Origin of the sequence: Corynebacterium hansenii (genome assembly GCF_030408795.1) — a bacterium.
Taxonomy (GTDB): domain Bacteria; phylum Actinomycetota; class Actinomycetes; order Mycobacteriales; family Mycobacteriaceae; genus Corynebacterium; species Corynebacterium hansenii.
In genome coordinates this window covers 246,890-264,008 of sequence record NZ_CP047211.1, presented here as the reverse complement: position 1 = coordinate 264,008, position 17,119 = coordinate 246,890, and the positions used below count along the sequence as shown (strand labels likewise).

At 72.6% G+C, this 17,119-nt stretch carries 21 protein-coding genes; 6 read left to right on the top strand and 15 right to left on the bottom strand.

Annotated elements, in window-relative coordinates; translation table 11 throughout:
- Positions 1–123: 123 nt before the first annotated feature.
- Positions 124–960: a CoA transferase gene (locus CHAN_RS01160; RefSeq protein WP_290290973.1), complete on the top strand. Its 837-nt coding sequence runs from the start codon at positions 124–126 to the stop codon at positions 958–960.
- A 26-nt stretch (positions 961–986) separates the two neighbouring features.
- On the opposite strand, the gene CHAN_RS01155 is transcribed toward CHAN_RS01160, so the two are convergent.
- The 7 genes from CHAN_RS01155 to ssd form a co-directional block, all read right to left on the bottom strand.
- Entirely contained in the window at positions 987–1,364 is a 378-nt protein-coding gene (locus CHAN_RS01155; RefSeq protein ID WP_290290972.1) for an Rv3654c family TadE-like protein, read from the bottom strand.
- Between the two features lie 71 nt (positions 1,365–1,435).
- Positions 1,436–1,768, bottom strand: a complete 333-nt coding sequence (locus CHAN_RS01150) for a TadE family type IV pilus minor pilin (RefSeq protein WP_290290971.1) — start codon at positions 1,766–1,768, stop codon at positions 1,436–1,438.
- Positions 1,765–1,926, bottom strand: a complete 162-nt coding sequence (locus tag CHAN_RS01145; protein WP_290293244.1) for a DUF4244 domain-containing protein — start codon at positions 1,924–1,926, stop codon at positions 1,765–1,767. The genes CHAN_RS01150 and CHAN_RS01145 overlap by 4 nt, the downstream gene beginning before the upstream one ends.
- 232 nt (positions 1,927–2,158) lie before the next feature.
- The gene (locus CHAN_RS01140) at positions 2,159–2,908 is read right to left on the bottom strand and encodes a type II secretion system F family protein (protein WP_290290970.1); all 750 of its coding nucleotides are present in this window, start codon (positions 2,906–2,908) and stop codon (positions 2,159–2,161) included.
- Positions 2,905–3,732, bottom strand: coding sequence for a type II secretion system F family protein (locus tag CHAN_RS01135; RefSeq protein ID WP_290290969.1), 828 nt, complete (start codon positions 3,730–3,732; stop codon positions 2,905–2,907). The genes CHAN_RS01140 and CHAN_RS01135 overlap by 4 nt, the downstream gene beginning before the upstream one ends.
- Complete coding sequence (locus tag CHAN_RS01130) at positions 3,729–4,892, bottom strand: TadA family conjugal transfer-associated ATPase (protein ID WP_290293242.1); 1,164 nt, start codon at positions 4,890–4,892, stop codon at positions 3,729–3,731. Before CHAN_RS01130 ends, CHAN_RS01135 begins: the two co-directional genes overlap by 4 nt.
- An 86-nt stretch (positions 4,893–4,978) precedes the next feature.
- On the bottom strand, positions 4,979–6,130 hold the full coding sequence (ssd, locus tag CHAN_RS01125; RefSeq protein ID WP_290290968.1) for a septum site-determining protein Ssd: 1,152 nt from the start codon (positions 6,128–6,130) through the stop codon (positions 4,979–4,981).
- 170 nt (positions 6,131–6,300) lie between these two features.
- Between ssd and CHAN_RS01120 the strand changes: the two genes are divergently transcribed.
- Both CHAN_RS01120 and CHAN_RS01115 read left to right on the top strand, forming a co-directional pair.
- Positions 6,301–6,849, top strand: a complete 549-nt coding sequence (locus CHAN_RS01120) for a hypothetical protein (protein ID WP_290290967.1) — start codon at positions 6,301–6,303, stop codon at positions 6,847–6,849.
- A gap of 294 nt (positions 6,850–7,143) precedes the next feature.
- Complete coding sequence (locus CHAN_RS01115) at positions 7,144–7,968, top strand: HAD family hydrolase (RefSeq protein ID WP_290290964.1); 825 nt, start codon at positions 7,144–7,146, stop codon at positions 7,966–7,968.
- A 114-nt stretch (positions 7,969–8,082) separates the two neighbouring features.
- On the opposite strand, the gene CHAN_RS01110 is transcribed toward CHAN_RS01115, so the two are convergent.
- Positions 8,083–8,883: a Fic family protein gene (locus CHAN_RS01110; protein ID WP_290290962.1), complete on the bottom strand. Its 801-nt coding sequence runs from the start codon at positions 8,881–8,883 to the stop codon at positions 8,083–8,085.
- Between the two features lie 300 nt (positions 8,884–9,183).
- Between CHAN_RS01110 and CHAN_RS01105 the strand changes: the two genes are divergently transcribed.
- A complete protein-coding gene (locus CHAN_RS01105; protein WP_048743392.1) occupies positions 9,184–9,705 on the top strand; it encodes a phage holin family protein in 522 nt (173 codons plus the stop codon).
- An 86-nt stretch (positions 9,706–9,791) separates the two neighbouring features.
- Positions 9,792–10,748 carry an alpha/beta fold hydrolase gene (locus CHAN_RS01100; RefSeq protein ID WP_048743390.1) on the top strand — a complete coding sequence of 319 codons (957 nt, stop codon included), beginning with the start codon at positions 9,792–9,794 and terminating at the stop codon, positions 10,746–10,748.
- A gap of 12 nt (positions 10,749–10,760) precedes the next feature.
- Here CHAN_RS01100 and CHAN_RS01095 read toward each other — a convergent pair whose 3' ends face one another.
- The 4 genes from CHAN_RS01095 to nth are packed head-to-tail and all read right to left on the bottom strand — an operon-like array spanning position 10,761 to position 14,309.
- Entirely contained in the window at positions 10,761–11,966 is a 1,206-nt protein-coding gene (locus CHAN_RS01095; RefSeq protein WP_290290957.1) for a MarP family serine protease, read from the bottom strand.
- Positions 11,963–12,730: an NUDIX hydrolase gene (locus tag CHAN_RS01090; protein ID WP_290290955.1), complete on the bottom strand. Its 768-nt coding sequence runs from the start codon at positions 12,728–12,730 to the stop codon at positions 11,963–11,965. The genes CHAN_RS01095 and CHAN_RS01090 overlap by 4 nt, the downstream gene beginning before the upstream one ends.
- Entirely contained in the window at positions 12,727–13,437 is a 711-nt protein-coding gene (locus CHAN_RS01085) for a TlpA family protein disulfide reductase (RefSeq protein ID WP_290290953.1), read from the bottom strand. Before CHAN_RS01085 ends, CHAN_RS01090 begins: the two co-directional genes overlap by 4 nt.
- Positions 13,434–14,309 carry an endonuclease III gene (gene nth / locus CHAN_RS01080; protein ID WP_048743386.1) on the bottom strand — a complete coding sequence of 292 codons (876 nt, stop codon included), beginning with the start codon at positions 14,307–14,309 and terminating at the stop codon, positions 13,434–13,436. Before nth ends, CHAN_RS01085 begins: the two co-directional genes overlap by 4 nt.
- 308 nt (positions 14,310–14,617) lie before the next feature.
- Here nth and glxR point away from each other — a divergent pair, with 308 nt between their 5' ends.
- Positions 14,618–15,301 (top strand): CRP-like cAMP-activated global transcriptional regulator GlxR, encoded by a 684-nt coding sequence (glxR, locus tag CHAN_RS01075; protein WP_048743503.1) that lies wholly within the window; start codon positions 14,618–14,620, stop codon positions 15,299–15,301.
- A gap of 94 nt (positions 15,302–15,395) precedes the next feature.
- Here the strand turns inward: glxR and CHAN_RS01070 are convergent, their stop codons facing one another.
- The 3 genes from CHAN_RS01070 to sp36 form a co-directional block, all read right to left on the bottom strand.
- Positions 15,396–16,208 carry an MBL fold metallo-hydrolase gene (locus tag CHAN_RS01070; RefSeq protein WP_290290949.1) on the bottom strand — a complete coding sequence of 271 codons (813 nt, stop codon included), beginning with the start codon at positions 16,206–16,208 and terminating at the stop codon, positions 15,396–15,398.
- 243 nt (positions 16,209–16,451) lie between these two features.
- Positions 16,452–16,943, bottom strand: coding sequence for a RidA family protein (locus tag CHAN_RS01065; protein WP_048743381.1), 492 nt, complete (start codon positions 16,941–16,943; stop codon positions 16,452–16,454).
- 2 nt (positions 16,944–16,945) lie between these two features.
- Positions 16,946–17,113, bottom strand: a complete 168-nt coding sequence (sp36, locus tag CHAN_RS01060; RefSeq protein WP_494337342.1) for a Sp36 family protein — start codon at positions 17,111–17,113, stop codon at positions 16,946–16,948.
- Between the last annotated feature and the right edge of the window lie 6 nt (positions 17,114–17,119).

Here is a 17,119-nt window from a genome sequence, read left to right as displayed (position 1 = left end):
CCAACCCCGAGCTCCGGTTCCGGTCGCCGGTTCCGGGCTCGACCTCGGATCCAGGTTCCCCTCTCCGCCGTTTTTCCCGACCCGCCCGGCGACGGGCCGCGCAGGCAGTTAGTATCCGGAAACATGATCGACGCCGACCAGATCCCCGTCAATGCCCTGAAGGGCCTCAAGGTCCTCAACCTCGCGGTCAACGTCCCCGGCCCCTTCGCCGCGGCGCGCCTGAGGAGGCTCGGGGCGGAGGTCGTCAAGGCCGAACCCCCGGTGGGCGACTCGCTGGAGACGTGGTGCCCCACCTGGTACCGCGAGATGGCGGAGGGCTGCGAGATCGAGCGCATCGACGCGAAATCGGGCGAGGGTCGTGCCCGACTGGGCGAGCTCCTGGAAGGAGCGGACGTCCTGATCACCTCCGTGCGTCCTTCGGCGCTGGCCCGCATGGGCATCGCCGATGCCGTCGAGGATCACCCGCACCTGTGCCACGTCGAGCTCGTCGGCGATTCCGACGATCCCGAGCACCCCGGCCACGACCTGACCTACCAGGCCGCGGCGGGCACGCTGGTCCCGCCGACGATGCCCCGCGTGCTGCTCGGCGATCTGCTCGGCGCGGAGCGCGCGGTGTCGGCGGCGCTGGCGCTGCTGGTGCGCCGCGGCGTGACGGGCCACGGCGGCCATGCCCGCATCGGCCTGCGCCAGGCCGCCGACGCGGGTGCCGCCGGCCACCGCCACGGCCTGACGTCGGAGGGAAGCCTGCTCGGCGGCGCCGTGCCCACCTACGGCATGTACGAGGTCGAGGACGGCTGGGGCGCCGTCGCCGCCCTCGAGCCGCACTTCCACTCGCGACTGCAGGACCTCACCGGCGCGACCGATCACGAGTCGCTGGCGAACTACCTGCGCGGACGCAAGCTCGCGACGGTGCTGCGCTGGGCGCAGGACCACGACCTGCCCATCGCCGCGGTGGAGTAGCGGCAGAGTAGCGGCGGGGGCTCCCGTCACCCGGGTTCTTCCGCCGGGCCCGCCCGCGCCACCGCGGAGCGTTCCCCGCGGCTGACGGTGACCTGGACGTCCTCGCCCGCGACCGCGCACCCGGTCAGGTCCGCGCCGTTTTCCGCCGCCACCGTTGCGGCGGCGTCGCATCCTCCTCCCCCTTTTTGCTTGTCGACGGCCCCGGCCACCGCCGCCAGATCCGCCGCCGTCTCGGTACGCCGCTGCTCCACCAGCACCGCGCCGGCCTGGATCGCCACCATGGTCAGCGCCAGAACCATTGCCGTGATGAACGCCCCCGTCACCGTCGTCGAGCCCCGCTCATCGCGGCACAGTTCCCGGAAGCTCTTCCCTCGCCGGCCCTCCCCTCGCGGGCTTTTCCCCATCCAGCTTTCCCGGCGACGGCTCTCCCCTCGGAGGCTCCCCCGCCGACGCCTCAACCGCTGCGCTCCCCGGTTCATTGCTCGACCAGGGCGGACGCGCGGCCGGTGACGTCGTGAAGCGGGAGCCGTTTGGTGACGGTCACCCGGATCATCTCCTCCCGCGCCACCACGGTCACCTCGGCGCCCGCGATGGCTTCCCGCGCCGACTGCGCCGCGGCGGCGTCGCCCCGTGCCTCGGCGCGGGCGATGTGCCCGGCGGCGTCGGTGACCGCGAGATGCATCGCCACCACGGCGATCGCGCCGAGCGCCACCATGAGCACGGCGATGAGCGCCGACAGCGCGAACGCGGTCTCCACGGTCGCCTGCCCGCGGTCGTCGGCGAGCAGGCGGCGGGTTCGGCGGGTCACCGGGTGTTCAGCGCCCGCTCGATGATGTCGGTCAGGGCGTCGGTGATCTGGCCGCCCGTGACCACGGTGTACAGCAGCGCGCCGAATGCCGCGGCGGCGATCGTGCCCAGGGCGTATTCCACCGTGCTCATGCCGCAGTCATCGGCGGCCACGCCCAGCGCGCGGTCGCGGAGGGCGCGGAAAAGCTTTGCGACGGGACCGTCCGCCGCCCGCGCTGGAGCGGCGGCGCCGATTGCGCCGGAGTCGAAGGGGTCGTCGAGCCAGATGTCGGGATCGTCGTGGGACATGGTTCCTCCTGAAGTGAGTGAATGATCCTGAAGTGAGTGGATGCTGCGGTCGTCGAGGCACCTCGCCGGCGCGGGGGCGCGCGGGCCCGTGCGCGGCGGCCCGTCACGTCGGCCCCGCCGTCAGCGGGCCGAGCATCGACTCGGCCAGGCCCGCGATCGTCGGGATCAGCCCCAGCACCACGAACGCCGGCAGGAAACACAGGGCCAGCGGTCCGGCGATGAGCACGCCCGCCCGTTCGGCCGTCGCCTCCGCGCCGTCGCCGGCTTCGGCCCGGCGCGCCGCCGCCAACTCGGCGACGCCCATCGACATAGCGGCCCCCGAATCACCGGAACGCCTGGCCAGGGCCACGAGATCGGCCATTTCGGGAACGTTGTCGAGCACCTTCCACGGCGCGGCCACGCCGAGTGCGAGGCGCATCGAGACGTCGTGAAGCGGCCCCGCGAGCCCGGGCGACGCGGCCGACGCCGTCGCCGACGCCGCCTCCCCCGGCGGCATGCCCGCGCCCAGGCACGCGGCCAACAGGTCCAGCGACGATGCCGCGTCGAGCAGCCGCATCGGATCAGGCGCACGCGAACGGCCGCCGACGCGGTCGCGGAGGAAACGCGACCATTCCGGACCCCGGTTCGCCGCCGGCCATTCCCGGCCGAGTGCTGACTGCGGATTCGGGTCATGCGCCCGTGTGCCCGCTCCTGACCTCCGCCCGGCGGCAGTTCCGGACCTTCTCCCGGCGGCCGTTCCCGCTCCCCTCCGGAGACCCGCCCCGGCACGTTCGAGTTCGGGCCACCGCTCGCTCGCGCGGATGCCGGTGGGGATCAGGGCGGCGAGGGCGAGCAGCAGCATCGCGAGGCTCATCGCGTTCCCTCCGCCGCCGCGAGAATCCGGCTCCCCCACAGCGCGCCTGCGCAGGTCAGCCCCACTCCGACGATGAGCACCACTCCACCCACGCCCCCGGACGACAGGAATTGCAGGGGCCGCGCCCCGAGCGCTTGGCCCATCGCCACCCCGAAGAGCGGCAGCGCCATGAGAATCAACATGGTCACGCGCGGGCCCGCCAGCGCCGCCGCCGTCCGCGACCTGTGCGCCCGGCGCGCCGCGATGTCGCCGCGCCCGTGGTCGATGACGTCGGCCAACCGCAGCCCGTGGGTTTCGGCCACGCGCCACGCCCGCGCGAGCCTGCGCAGTTCCGTCATAGCGGGCGCATCGTCCACCGCCCGGTCGAGCGAGCCCGCCACCGACCCGCCCAACCGCGCACGCGACGACGCCTCGCCGAGCGCCGCCGCCAAAGGTTCGCCGGCTTCGTCCGCCGCGGCCGCCAAGGCCGCGACCGGAGTCGCACCCGCACGCAGATCGGCGGCGAGCACCTCCGCCGCACGGGCCGCCGCCGCGGTGCCGGCATCGAGGTCACGGCGCCGCCGCGCCTGCCCGACCAGCGACATCACCGTGCGCACCGCCATCACCGCGGACAGGGTCACGTGCGGGCCGGCCAGCAGCAGCGGCGCGGCTGCCAGGAACCACGCCCACCCGGGCAGCGTGACGACGTCCCGGCCGCCGCCCAGTCCGGCCCTCCCGGCGATTTCGGGGATGCGGTCTCCCGGTGCCGGCGACGGCCATCCCCACAGCGCCGCAGCGAGCAGGAAGGGAACCGTGGTCGAGGGCAGAGAATCCGCGAGCGTCATGCCGACCGCTCCCCCGTCCCCGCGTCGGCGGTGAGCCCGCGGAACACGCCCATCGCCTCACCCTCGCCATCGCGGTGGTGCCAGGCGGTGCGCACCCGCACCGGGTTGCCGTCGAGCACTCCGATCTGCGCCAGCCGTCGCGTCCCCGCGACACGTTCAACGGCGAGCACCACCCGCAGCGCCGGGGCCAATTGCGCATGCAGCGCAGCGCTCCCCAAACCGCCGAGAGCCCCGAGCGCTTCGAAACGTGCGGGCACGTCGGCGGCGGAGTTCGCGTGCACCGTCCCCGCCCCACCGTCGTGGCCGGTGTTGAGCGCGGCGAGCAGATCCACGACCTCTGCCCCGCGGATCTCCCCGACGACGATCCGGTCGGGCCGCATGCGCAGCGCCTGCCGCAGCAGCGTCCGCTGGGTGATCTCGCCGGCGCCCTCGATGTTCGGGGGCCGGGCCACCAGTTTGACCACGTGCGGATGGTTCGGGTGCAGCTCCGGGGTGTCCTCCACGCAGAGGATCCGCTCGCGCGCCGGCACTTCGCCCAGCAGCGCCGACAGCAGCGTCGTCTTGCCGGTGCCGGTTCCTCCGACGACCGCGAAGGCCCGTCGGGAAGCGATCACCCGCCGCACCATGTCGGCGGCCACGGGCGCCACCGACCCCGACGCCACCAAATCGCCCAGCCCCATCGCGGCCCGGCGCAGCACGCGGAGGCTGATTAGCGTCGCGCGACCGGCCGGCGGCGACAGCATCGCATGGACTCGCACGCCCGCATCCCCCGCCCCGCCGGGCAGGTGGCCGTCGACGAAAGGCTGCGCGTCATCGAGCCGCCTGCCGCACGCGGTCGCCAGACGGACGGCCAACCGGCGCACCTCGGCGTCATCGCGGAACCGCACGTCGGCGGGTTCGGGCCCCGCTCCCCTGTCCACCCACACCTCATCCGGAGCGGTGACCAGCACATCGGTCACCCCGGGCAGCCGCAGCAGCCGATCCAGCGGCCCCGCGCCGACGAGCTCCCCGCGCAGCGTCCGCAGCAGCGCCAGCAACTGCGCATCACCGACCACGCCTCCGGTTTCCTCCCGCACGGCCCGCGCGATCTCATCGGCGCCCAACCCCGCCGCCGACTCCACCAGCCGCCGTCGCACGCGGTCGAGCAGGCCCGCGTCGATCACGGCGTCCCCCGGCGCCCGCGCCGGCTCCCGCGCCGCCTCCCACGGGGACTCCGGCACGACGCCGAGGCCGCAATCGACGTCCTTCACCTGCACCTCCCGTCCCCGACGTCCGCGCAGTCCGCGAGGTCGAGCACCGGCTCCAGGGCCCGCATGAGCTTCACGACGCCCCTGCCCAACCCCTCCACCTCGATTTCCCTCGGCACAGAGCGGATGTGGGGAATCTCGGCGACGACGTCGAGGCCGGTCGCGAAGCTCACGTCGTCGACGGTCACACCACCCGGCGCCGGCCAGCGGACGACGGCCACCGGATCGCCACCGGCCGCCCTCATCGCGGCTGCGACACGCGTGGCGGCGGCCAGCCCACGGACGGTGGCGGGGACGACGACGGCCAGGGCATCGGCCCGCGGCGCGACCGCATCCGCGATCCGGCCCGGCCCGGGCAGATCGACGACCGCCGTGCCGCCCGCACCGACCACCGCGTCGATGACGGCGGATGCGGCGCGCGGGGTGATCGTCCACCCGTCGTCGGCGCGCGACCTCGGGCCGGTGAGCACGCCCGGGCCCTCGTCATCGTGGAAGAACACCGCCCCGCCCCGGCCGGCCGCGCCCCGGGCACGGGCTCTCGGCACCGCGCCAAACAGGGCCCGGGCGTCCAGCGCCCCGGCTTCGGCGCGGACGTCGGGCCACCGCACGCCGGGTTCAGTTTCCGCGCCGAGGAGCAGGTCCGCGCCGCCGGAATACTCGTCGGCGTCGACGAGCAGCGCTTCGCCTTCGCGGGCCGCGGACATCGCCAGAGCCGCCGCCGCGACCGAAGCGCCCGCTCCCCCGACTGCCGGGACGCAGGCGATGACCCGCCCCGCGCGCGACCGCCCGGGCCTGCCGATCCACCCGACCAGGTCGGCGCCGCACGACGGCAGGGGGACGGGATCGCCGCAGCCCAAAGCCCGGGCGAGATGATCGGGTGGGGCGGAATCGTCGGAATGGAGCAGGTGGAGGCCATCGCGCGATGCGCACCCGGCGCCGACGGCATCGAGCAGCGACTCCGCCCGCCTCTCGTCGAGGAGGATCGCCGCGCACCTGCGCCAGGCCGCGTCGGCGGGGTCGGGTGCCGAGACCCGCACCGCACGCCGGCCCGTCGCGGCGACGACGGTCGCGGCTTCCTGCTCCAGTTCGGGATCCTCGACGGCGATGATCACGTCCTCCGGACCGGCGGGCCCGGATGTCTGCTCGTCCATGCCCCGAACCATGCCGACGGGGCCGGAAATCCACGCGTCGGGTGGCCGTCGCAAAGCCCCGGAATGTGGATGGATCGGGCGCTGTGGAAAACGCTCGCGTCGCCGGCCACCACCACTGGCGATAGTGTTTCCCAACAGGTACATCCATCCAATCGCCCAGGAGTTCCACCATGACGAAGAAGGTCATCCTCCACCCGTTCGAAGGCGTCGAGTTCCCCACCCCGCACGGCACCGGCATGGTGCGCTTCGGCGACGGTCTCGACGACGTCACCGCCGTGCTGGGCCCGGACTTCAGCCGGACCGACGGCTCGTCGACGATCACGTTCCCGGAACCGTTCGTCAACGTCTCCATCGGCGACGACGGAGTGGAGTTCATCGAACTCGCCGTCGACGAAGACAGTGGCCCCATCGAGCTCGGTGGCGTCGACCTCACCTGGCTCGACGCCATCGAATGCGCCCGCCACCTGCGCGAGATCAACGGCGACGCGGACGTCAACGAGGACGAGGCCCCCTCCAGTTACGTGTACGCGGGCATCGGCGTCTCCGTATGGCAGGGCCACGCGCTGCAGACCGCGCTCGACGAATTGGAGGCCGCCCGGGCCGCAGACGAGGAACCCGAGGAAGGCATCGGCTACTTCGAGGAGGAAGTTGAACTGGCGCGACACTTCGAGTCGATTGGCCTGGCTTCCCGCGAGTACGTGCGGGGATACTTCGCGTAGCCCCGGCACGCACGGCCCAAGCGGAAATAGCGACGCCCCGCGCCGGGGGGGGGATGGCGCGGGGCGTCTGACCCGGCTTCGGGGGGTGAGCCGGGGGCGGCCGCACTGTATATCGGGGCCAGCCAGCACAAGTATGGCACAACACCAGAAGGCTGCCAACCCGAACGCAAAATGGTTCCCGCCCACCTGTTGCGGGGGCGAATCGCCGCCCGCACCAGCGCCGGAGCACGCCGAACCACCACCCCGGCTCGCGGACGCCGCCCGCGGAACCGTCACGTCGCTATGCTCGGTGCCGTGACCGTCGAAGATCCCCGCCACACGGCCGCGCCCCGCCGCGCGTCGCCCGTGGCCGCGTTCTTCGACCTGGACAAGACCATCATCGCCCGCAGCTCGGCCTACGCGTTCCGCCGGCAGTTCATGGAATCCGGCCTGATCACCGCCTCGGGGATGATGCAGATGGCGCTGGGCCAGGCGCTGTACATTTCCGGCGGCCACGACCACGACCAGATGGAGGCCGCCCGCGACCAGCTGTCGGCGATGGTGACCGGCTGGCGCGCCGACCATGTCCGCCAGATCGCCGAAGAGTCCCTGCACCAGGTGATTTCGCCGTACGTGTACAAGGAGGCCGTCGAGCTGATCCGGCATCACCGGGCGCTGGGCCACGAGGTTTTCGTGGTGTCCGCGTCGGCGGCGGAGCTGGTCGAGCCGATCGCCGCGGAGCTGGGCGTCCGCGAGACGGTGGCCACCCGGCTGGAGGTCGTCGACGGCGTGTACACGGGCAAGGTCCCGTTCTTCTGCCGCGGCGGCAACAAGGCCGCCGAGCTGCGGCGCATCGCCGAGGAGCGCGGCTACGACCTGTCGCGCTGCTACGCCTACTCCGATTCGGGCACCGATGAGCCAATGCTGTCGGTCGTCGGCCATCCCGTCGCGGTCAACCCGGACAAGCCGCTGCGCAAGATCGCGGAGGAGCGCGATTGGCCCATCCGCATCTTCCGCAATCCCGAGCCTCTGTTCCGCCGCACGGGCCCGCGCGTGACGGGCATCGCCGCGGCCGCTGTGGGTGCGGCTGCGCTGGTGGCGGGCATCATCGCTTCACGACGCGGCGGGGATCAAGGCTAGGCCGGCACCGGAGTTTCGCCGGGCATCGGGTCCACCGGCGCGACGGCGCGGTGTCGCGGGTTCCGCCCACGACGATTCGACGGATCGACGGCGCGAGCCCCGATGATCCCTCCCCTACACCGCTTCGGCGATGCCGCGCGCCTCGGCCGCGCCGGCTTCCAACCCGGCCAGGTGCAGCAGAATCCAGCGGCGCACGCCCTCCGGGGAGCCCGACGCGAAGGCGTCGGCTGCGGCGCGGTACTCGTCGCGGTGGCGGGTCCAGTGCACCTCCGGCACGCCCAGGCCGCGGGGGTCGGAGCCGCCGGCGATCGTCGTCAAGCGCGAGGCCGCGCGCGCGACGATGCCGTTGTTGTCCGCGAAGGGGCGCATGGTCAGCAGCTCGCCGTGGACGACGGCGGACAGCACCGTGTCCGGCACCGACGTGCCGCCGGTGATCAGGTCGCCGAGCAGGTGCAGGCGCTGCTCCTTCATCGCCGCCGACAGGTTCTCGTCGCCGACGGGGCGGCCGGCTTCGGAGGATCGGGCGTCGGTGGGGGCGTCGGAAAGCTCCGGGCCCGTCGGGGATGCGATCAGCGCGAGGCGGGCGAGCACCTGGATCGGCGCGCGGCGCCACACGCGGACCGTTTCCTCGATCGCCTCCGGCGAGATCGGGTCGGCGGCGCGCAGGGCGGCGGCGAGGATGGGGTCGGTGACGTCGCCCTCCGACGGCAGGGCGGGCTCGCCGCCCTCCAGCCACGCCGACGCCCGCGCGCCGCGCAGCACCGACTCGGCGCCGGTGACGGTCCATTTGCGCAGGTTGGCGCGGTGGCGATGCACCCCGGACACCGCATCTGCGGCGCGTTGGGCGGCCTCGGCGACGCCCTCCAATTCCATCAGCGGGGCGAGCGGGTCGGGGCGGGTGGTTCCGTCGGTCATGCCCCCAGAGTAGGGGCGGCGTCCGGCGGCGCAGCCGAAAGCCCGGGAATCGGTTGGCGGCGACGGGCGCGACCCGCGGGAGTGCGCGGAGCGGGGAGACCGGAGTGCGCGGGGTGAATCGCGGTGAAAATCGCGACCGCACCGCGCGGAGGCCGCCGGGATGGGTAGTATGGCCAGCAGAGTTGCGCCGTTGCCAATGGCGGGACGGGTCCTCCGGACGGCCCCCGATCGGGTGCCCCACCGGGGATCCAGCAGCATAGACCCACCGATCATCGCATCGATTTACGCAGGAGGACGCACGTGAGCAGCGACAACAACAAGGGCCTTTTCACGGATGGCAGCTCGGCCGTGTCGCCGCGAGTCACCGCAGTGCCGCTGAGCGACGTGGACACCCACGCCCCGGGCGAGGCCAGCATCGGCACGCTGGTCCAGTCGGCGTCGGCCCAAGTGTCGTCGCTCGTCCGCGCCGAGGTCGAGCTGGCCAAGGCCGAGCTCGCCGGTGAGGCGAAGAAGGCCGGCGTCGGCGCCGGGTTCTTCGCGGTGGCGGGCGTGGTGGCCCTGTACTCCTCGTTCTTCCTGTTCTTCTTCCTGGCCGAGCTCATCGCCGTGTGGCTGCCGCGCTGGTCGGCGTTCCTCATCGTCTTCGTCCTGATGCTGGTCATCGCCGGCATCGCGGCCTTCCTGGGCCTGCAGAAGGTGAAGAAGGTCGGCAAGCCCGAGAAGACCATCCAGTCGGTGCAGGACCTCAAGACGGTCATCCCGTCCTCCGGCCAGGGCCGGACCACCCCGTCGCACGCCGCGTCCGACGGCCTGTACACCTAAACGGCATCACACCACCAACCAACGGGAACCGCGGCGGGCGCGAACGCGCCCGCCCGGTCTTCGGCATCGACGCGAGGAATGACGCGGTGAACGGCGAACTTCCCGGCGGCGCCGACGCCCCCGCCCCGCACCCCGACGAGGTGCTGCTCGACGGTCCGTGGACCCACCGCATGGTCCACGTCCGCGGACAGCGGCTGCACGTCGCAGAGTGCGGGGCTCCGTCGTCGCCGCTGGTCCTTTTCATCCACACGGCCACCGGAGGCTGGTTCGACTGGCGGCGCGTGCTGCCGCTGCTCGCCGATCTGCCGGTCCATGCGGTGGCGGTGTCCCTGCGCGGCTACGGCACGTCCGACCGCACGCCCTCCGGCTACCGCCCCAACGCGGCCGCCGATGACGCGGCGGGGCTGATCCGCGCGTTGGGCCATTCGCGGGCGACCGTCGTCGGACAGGGCTACGGCGCCCTCGTCGCATGGACGCTGGCGGCGCGCGCGCCGAAGCTCGTCTCCGGCATCGTGTCCTGCGGCATGCCGCATCCCGCCGCGTGGCGTCGCGAAGCCATCCGCCGACCCTTCTCCCGGCCGCTGCGGGCGTCGTGGGCGTTCGGCAGGTACGCGTCGATCATCCGCAAAGTCGGCCGCGGCAGCGGGCGCACGGCGACGGGCATCGTCGCCGACGCCATGAAGATCGCCGGCCCCGGTTTCGCCGACACCCCGGAGGGAACCGAATCGGCGCGCCTGATGGAGCGCTCGTTGCGTGCGGGCGCCCTGGCGCCGGCGTTGCAGCACCTCGAATGGCTGGCCGCCCCGACCGGTCCGGCGTGGCGGCGCTGGATGCGCATTCTGGCGCGCACGGCGATGCCGCCGACGTGGATCGTCGTCGGCGCGGGCGACCCGATGGTCAGCGAACGCACGCTGGCGGAATCCCCGGTGGTCGAATCGGTGACCCTGCCGGGCGTCGGCCACTACCCCGCGCTGGAGGCCCCCGACGAGGTCGCGGACATCGTCATCGCCGCGGTGCGCCGGGAGCACCCGGACCTCGGCTGAGGCCGCCCGCCCCTACTGGGCCACGCATTCCCTCGTGTCCGCGGGCTCGATGAGGTCGCGGGCCATCTTGATGTGCGCTTCGGTCTCCGCGGCGGTCAGCGCGTAGCCGGTCTGGTCGTCGTTGACGCCGGCGCCGAACACCACGCCCAGGGCCTCGCCCCGCGGATTGATCAGCGGCCCGCCCGAATTGCCGTGGCGGACGTCGGAGCGCAGGACGTACGCCTCGCGGTCGTGGCGGCTGGCCGAGTAGATGTCGGGGCCGCGGATCAGCAGCTTCTCCTCGATGCGCGCGGCGGTCGCCGTGAACGGGCCGGACTCGGGGAATCCGAGCACGACCGCGCCCTCGCCGGGCTTGCCCTCGTTCGCGGCCCACGGCAGCGGGGTCAGCGGCAGATCCCAGGACCGCAGGATGGCGATGTCGTCGAGCGGGTCGAAGTGGACCACGCGCGCGTCGACCATTCCGGCGACGGTCTCCATGCGCACCGTCTCCACGCCGGCGACGACGTGGGCGTTGGTGACCACCAGGTCGGGGGCGATGACGAAACCCGTGCCCTGGAGCAGGCGGCGGCACTGCGGCGCCTCGCCGAGCACGCGCACGATCGACGGGCGGATGCGGTCGACGACGCCCTGGTCGATGACCGACGGGTCCGCCGGGGTGGCGTCGTGCACGGGCCGCTTTTCGAACGGGGCGATCGCCGCGGGCACGCCGGAGTCGTCGATGCGGCGGACGATGGACGACGGGAGGCCGGCCCACGATTCGGGGGCGACCTCGTCGACGGTGGCCAGCACCGCCGAGTCGCGGATCGAATCGCCGAACTGCCCGGGCAGCACCGTGGCCAGCGGCAGCGCCACCATCCACGCGACGATCAGCGTCGCCGCCGCCTGCACCACCGCACCGAAACCCGAGTCCAGGCCGACGGCCATGGGCGAGCGCATGCGGTTGCGCAGCGACTGCCCCGACACCGCCCCGACCGTGTGGCCGAGCACGACCATGCCGATGAGCACGGCCACGCCGATGATCAGCCGCGCGGCGCGGCCCTCCACCAGGTCCATGGCGGGCGGCGCGAGTTCCAGGCCGACGATGCCGCCGGCGATGACGCCGATGATCGACAGCGCCGACGCGAGCGCGCCCTGCCGCCAGCCGAGCGCCATCGCGCTGAGCACGGCGAGAATGAGCAGCACGTCGAGCACGAGCCCGCCGTCGATCGCGGCCGTCATCGTTTCGCCCCGTCCCTTCCGAAGGTTTCCCGGTTCGCCGACCGCGCCAGCGTTTCGCGCAGGTCGAGCACCGTGCCATCATCCCACGGCTCCGCCCAGCCGGCGCCTTCCAGCAGGTGATCGAGCACGCCCCCGGTGAACCCCCACACGACGAAGTCGCCGACGCGGAAAGCCGGGCCCGACCAGTTGCCCCAGCCGACGCGGATGCGGTTTTCGGGGTCGATGAGGTCGGAGATGCGCACGGGCAGCACGGCGTCGGTTTCGTTGGGGTCGACGACGCGCAGGTCGTGCGGATCGTGCCAGTAGGCGAGCACGGGGTGGACGGCGAAGCCGGTGCGGTTGATGTCGATGGAGTCGAGCACCCGCAGCGGCGTCACCGCGTCGGGCCGCAGGCCGGTTTCCTCTTCCGCTTCGCGCAGCGCGGTGTGCACGGCGTCGCGGTCGCCCGGGTCGCGCCGGCCGCCGGGGAAGGCCATCTGCCCGGCGTGGCGGCGCAGCGTCGGCGACCGGTGCGTGAGCACGACCAGCGCGTCCTCCGGCCGGTTCGCCGCCATCGCATCGCCGCCGAGCAGGACCAGCACGGCGGATTCGTCCGGATTCTCCAGCGGCTCATCGACGGTCGACGCCGCCCGCCGCAGCGCCGTCAGACCCGGGTCCTCGCCGTCGCCGAGCACGGGCGCGAGCCACGGCGGGGTGACTTCGATGGCCTCGTGGACGGGCTTGAGGCCGGGGATGCGGTGCCCGGCCGCTCCGCCGGCGGTCATGCGAGCGCCTCCCGGACGGCGGCGTCGAACTCGTCGACGGATGCGAAGGCCTTCGGCAGCACCTTGGCCACGGTGCCGTCGGCGCGCAGCACGACGGTGATGGGCACGACGCGCGGCAGCTCCAGCGCGGGCCCGACTGCGTCGAATCCGTCCTGGTAGGAGACGAAGTTCTTCACGCCGAGGTCCTCCAGCAGCGCCGCGCCGCGGGCTTCGCTGGTCGCCGCCTGCACTCCGACGACGCGCACGTCCGGGTTGGCCGCCGCCCATTCCTCGAGCACGGGCAGTTCCTCGCGGCACGGGGCGCAGTTCCACGACCAGACGTTGACCACGGCGGGCTTCCCGGCAAGCGCGGCGGCGACGTCGATTTCGCCCTGGTGCCCGGCGCCGAGGCACGGCAGCGTGACGCCGGCCAGCGGGCCGTATCCGGTGGCGCCCGGCGCGGGTTCGGGGCATTCGGGCCGCTTGGCGACGACGTCCTCGGCGAGTTCGCCGTCGCCCGACCCTGCGGCCGGTTCGTTGCCGCCCATGGTCTGCGACACCGCGAACCAGAGCACGGCGACGGTCCCGAGCACGGCCAGGAGCACGGCGATGACGGTCGACGGCCTCGCCGAACCCCGCGGCACGGACACCGGGCTCGGCTCTCTTATCGAACCGGGCTCGCCGGCGTCGCCGCGGCCGGAATCGGCGCGGTTCATGTCGTCGTTCACGCGGTCACGTCCTCACGTCGGTCGTCGTCAAGCGGCCCGGGGTCCTCCCCCAGCCCGGCCAGGGCCAGCAGGTGGTCCCGGTCGGGGGACTTGATCAGCTTTTCGGCCGTCTCGGGTTCGGCGGGCCCGGCGAGACCATACGACGGGCAGTCGGCCGCGAGGAAACAGGCCCCGCACGCCGCCCTGCGCGAATGGCACACGCGGCGGCCGTGGAAGATGATGCGGTGCGAGAACCACGTCCACTCTGGGCGCTCGATGACGTCCATCATCTCCCGCTCCACGCGCACCGGATCGTCTTCCGCGGTGAAGCCGAGCCGCCGGACCAGCCGCCCGAAATGCGTGTCCACCGTCAGCCCCGGCACGCCGAAGGCATTGCCCAGCACCACGTTCGCGGTTTTGCGGCCCACGCCGGGCAGCGCCGTCAGCTCCTCGAGCGTGCCCGGCACCTCGCCGTCGTGCCGCTCGACCACGCCGCGCGCGAACCCGATGATGTTCGCCGCCTTCGCCCGGTAGAACCCGGTCGAGCGGATCAGCTCCTCGACCACCGCGACATCCGCCCCGGCCAACGCGCGCGCATCGGGGAATGCCGCGAACAGCGCGGGCGTGACCATGTTGACCCGCACGTCCGTGCACTGCGCCGACAGGATCGTCGCCACCGTCAGCTCGTACGGGTCGGTGAAATCGAGCTCGCAATGCGCGTCCGGGTAGCCGACGGCCAGCGTCCGGTTGACGCGGCGGGCGCGGCGCACCATCCCCAGCCGCGTTTCCTTCCCCTTCGCCGCAGGGTGCGTCCCCGGCTTGCGGCGCCGCGTGCCGGTCAGCGTCCCCGTGGGTCGGGTCGGCTGCGGCACGGGCACTGGGTTTGCGGGCATGGGGCACATCCTAGCGACCGGCGCGGATCCGTCCCCCGCCTTCGCCGACATGCTTCACGACGGCCCGGACCGCCGCCCCCGAGGTCCCATGCCGTGGGATCCGTCACATAATCCAGAGGTTGCGCAGAGAATCCGCCGATTTTCCCACGCGGCGTTTCCCCATGAAAGAGGATATTCATCTAGAGTGGGATTCGTCACAAAGAAGTGCGGCCAGACGCCGCCCAACAGCGGCGCGCCCGGACGAGGCTCGCCCGATCCTCAATCACCACGCCGCGCTCTGGCACGCGACAGGACAGGAGAACATGACCGTGGACGACGTACAGGAGATCCTCTCCCGCGCCGGAGTATTCCAGGGAGTCGACCCGGAGGCGGTCCAGGCCCTGCTCACCGAGCTGGAAACCGTCCGCTTCCCCCGGGGCACCACCATCTTCAACGAGGGTGAGCCGGGCGACCGCCTGTACATCATCATCGACGGCAAGGTGAAGCTCGCGCGCCATTCCTCCGACGGCCGCGAGAACCTGCTCACCATCATGGGCCCCTCCGACATGTTCGGCGAGCTGTCCATCTTCGACCCCGGCCCGCGCACGTCGTCGGCCGTCTGCGTCACCGAGGTCACCGCGGCGTCGATGAACTCCGACCTGCTGCACCAGTGGATCGACGACCACCCGGACATCTCCGCCCAGCTGCTGCGCATGCTGGCCCGCCGCCTCCGCCGCACCAACAACTCGCTGGCCGACCTCATCTTCACCGACGTTCCCGGCCGCGTGGCCAAGGCGCTGCTGCAGCTGGCCAACCGCTTCGGCACCCAGGAAGGCGCCAACCTCCGCGTCACCCACGACCTGACGCAGGAGGAAATCGCCCAGCTGGTCGGCGCCTCCCGAGAGACCGTGAACAAGGCCCTCGCCGAATTCGCCCACCGCGGCTGGATCCGACTGGAGGGCAAGTCCGTGGTCATCTGCGACACCGAGCGCCTCGCCCGCCGCGCCCGATAGCGCCGGCGGTTCGCCCCGCCCGAAACGGACAAAGCGCCGTCCCCCCACGGGGACGGCGCTTTCCGCGTCGCAAAGCAAAAGGGAAGGGCGCGGGCTACTGCGCCTCGAGGTAGCGCATGGTCACGCGCGTCGACTGTTCGGCCGCATGGCGCAGCACCGGGTCGACGTCGGTGTAGATCTCGTCGACGATCTGCCCCACGGTGGCGTCCTCGCCCAGCTTCTCCAGCGCCTCCTTGACCTGGGTCAGGCGCTGCTCGCGGCGCTCGATGTACTTCTTGGTCATGACCGTGATGTCCGGCAGATCCTCGCCGTGCCCCGGCAGCAGTCGCACCCCGTCGCCGCGATCCTGGAGCAGGTGGAGGGTCTTGATGTACTCGCCGAGGTCGCCGTCGGTCTCGGAAATCATGGTGGTGTGGCGGCCGGCGATGGTGTCGCCGGTCATGATGCCCTCGACGTCCTCGTCGCCGCCGTCGCCGGTGTGGACGAAGAAACAGACGGAATCGGCGGTGTGGCCCGGCGTCGACACGACCTCGACCTGCGGCGTGATGCCATCGAGCACGATGCGCTCGCCGTCCTTCAGCGGCTCCGCGTCGCTGGAGCAGTAGCGCTCGTCGAAGGCCCGCACCGGGGCCCCGGTGAGCTGGCGGAAACGGTGGGCGCCGTCGGAGTGGTCTTCGTGGCGGTGGGTCAGCAGGATCAGCGCGACGTCGCCCGCGAACCGGTGGAGGACGTTGAGGTGCCCCTCGTCCTCCGGCCCGGGGTCGACGACGATGCTGCGCTCGTCGCCCTCCGCCCTGATGACGTAGGCGTTCGTGCCCTCCAGCGAGCTGTAGCTGGGGTTGGGGCACAGGACGACGCCGACCGACTCGGTGATGGGACGCAGTTGGCTGTAAGCGGGATGCTCCATGCCCACCATCCTACGTGCCGCGGCCGGGGGTTTCGCCGCCGACCGCATCACACGCCCGGTCCCCCACCCGGCGGCGTACTCGGTTGCATGCCCGGCCACATGCCCGGTCCCCCACCCGGCCGCATGCCCGGCCACGTGCCAGGTGAAGCGCCCGCCCCACGCGGCGGCGGGCCGGTGGGGCGGGCGGTGTCGGAGCCGGGACCGGCGCCAGGGCCGGACCCCGGGCCGGAGTCGTGCCCGAGGTCAGGAGCGCACCTGCGCGATGACCTCGACCTCGACGGGGGCGTTCAGCGGCAGCTGGTTGACGCCGACGGCGGAGCGGGCGTGGCGCCCGGCATCGCCGAAGACCTCGCCGAACAGCTCGGATGCGCCATTGAGGACGCCGGGCTGGCCGGTGAAGCCGGGGTCGGAGGCGACGAAGCCGGTGACCTTGACGATGCGCTCGACGTTGTCGATGCCCACCAGGTCGTCGATGGCGGCCAGGGCGTTGAGCGCGCAGATGCGCGCGGCGGCCTTGGCGTCCTCCGGCCCGACGGAGCCGTGGGTGTCGGAGTGGCCGGCGGCGGAAATCTCGCGGACCTTGCCCACGGCGTCGAGCTCACCGTCGACGAAGGGCAGCTGGCCGGAGGTGTACACGAGGTCGCCGACGCGCACGGCCGGCACGTAGTCGGCGACGGGTGCGGCGACGGCGGGCAATTCGATGCCCAGTTCGCGGAGGCGATCGGAGACGGTCATGGCTACTGCCCCTTCTGGCGCTTGAGGTAGGCGACGTGCTGTTCGCCGGTGGGCCCGGGAAGGACGGTGACGAGCTCCCAACCGTCCTCGCCCCAGGTGTCGAGGATCTGCTTCGTGGCGTGGGTCAGAAGCGGAACGGTGGCGTATTCCCAAGTTGTGCTCATGCTCACACAGTA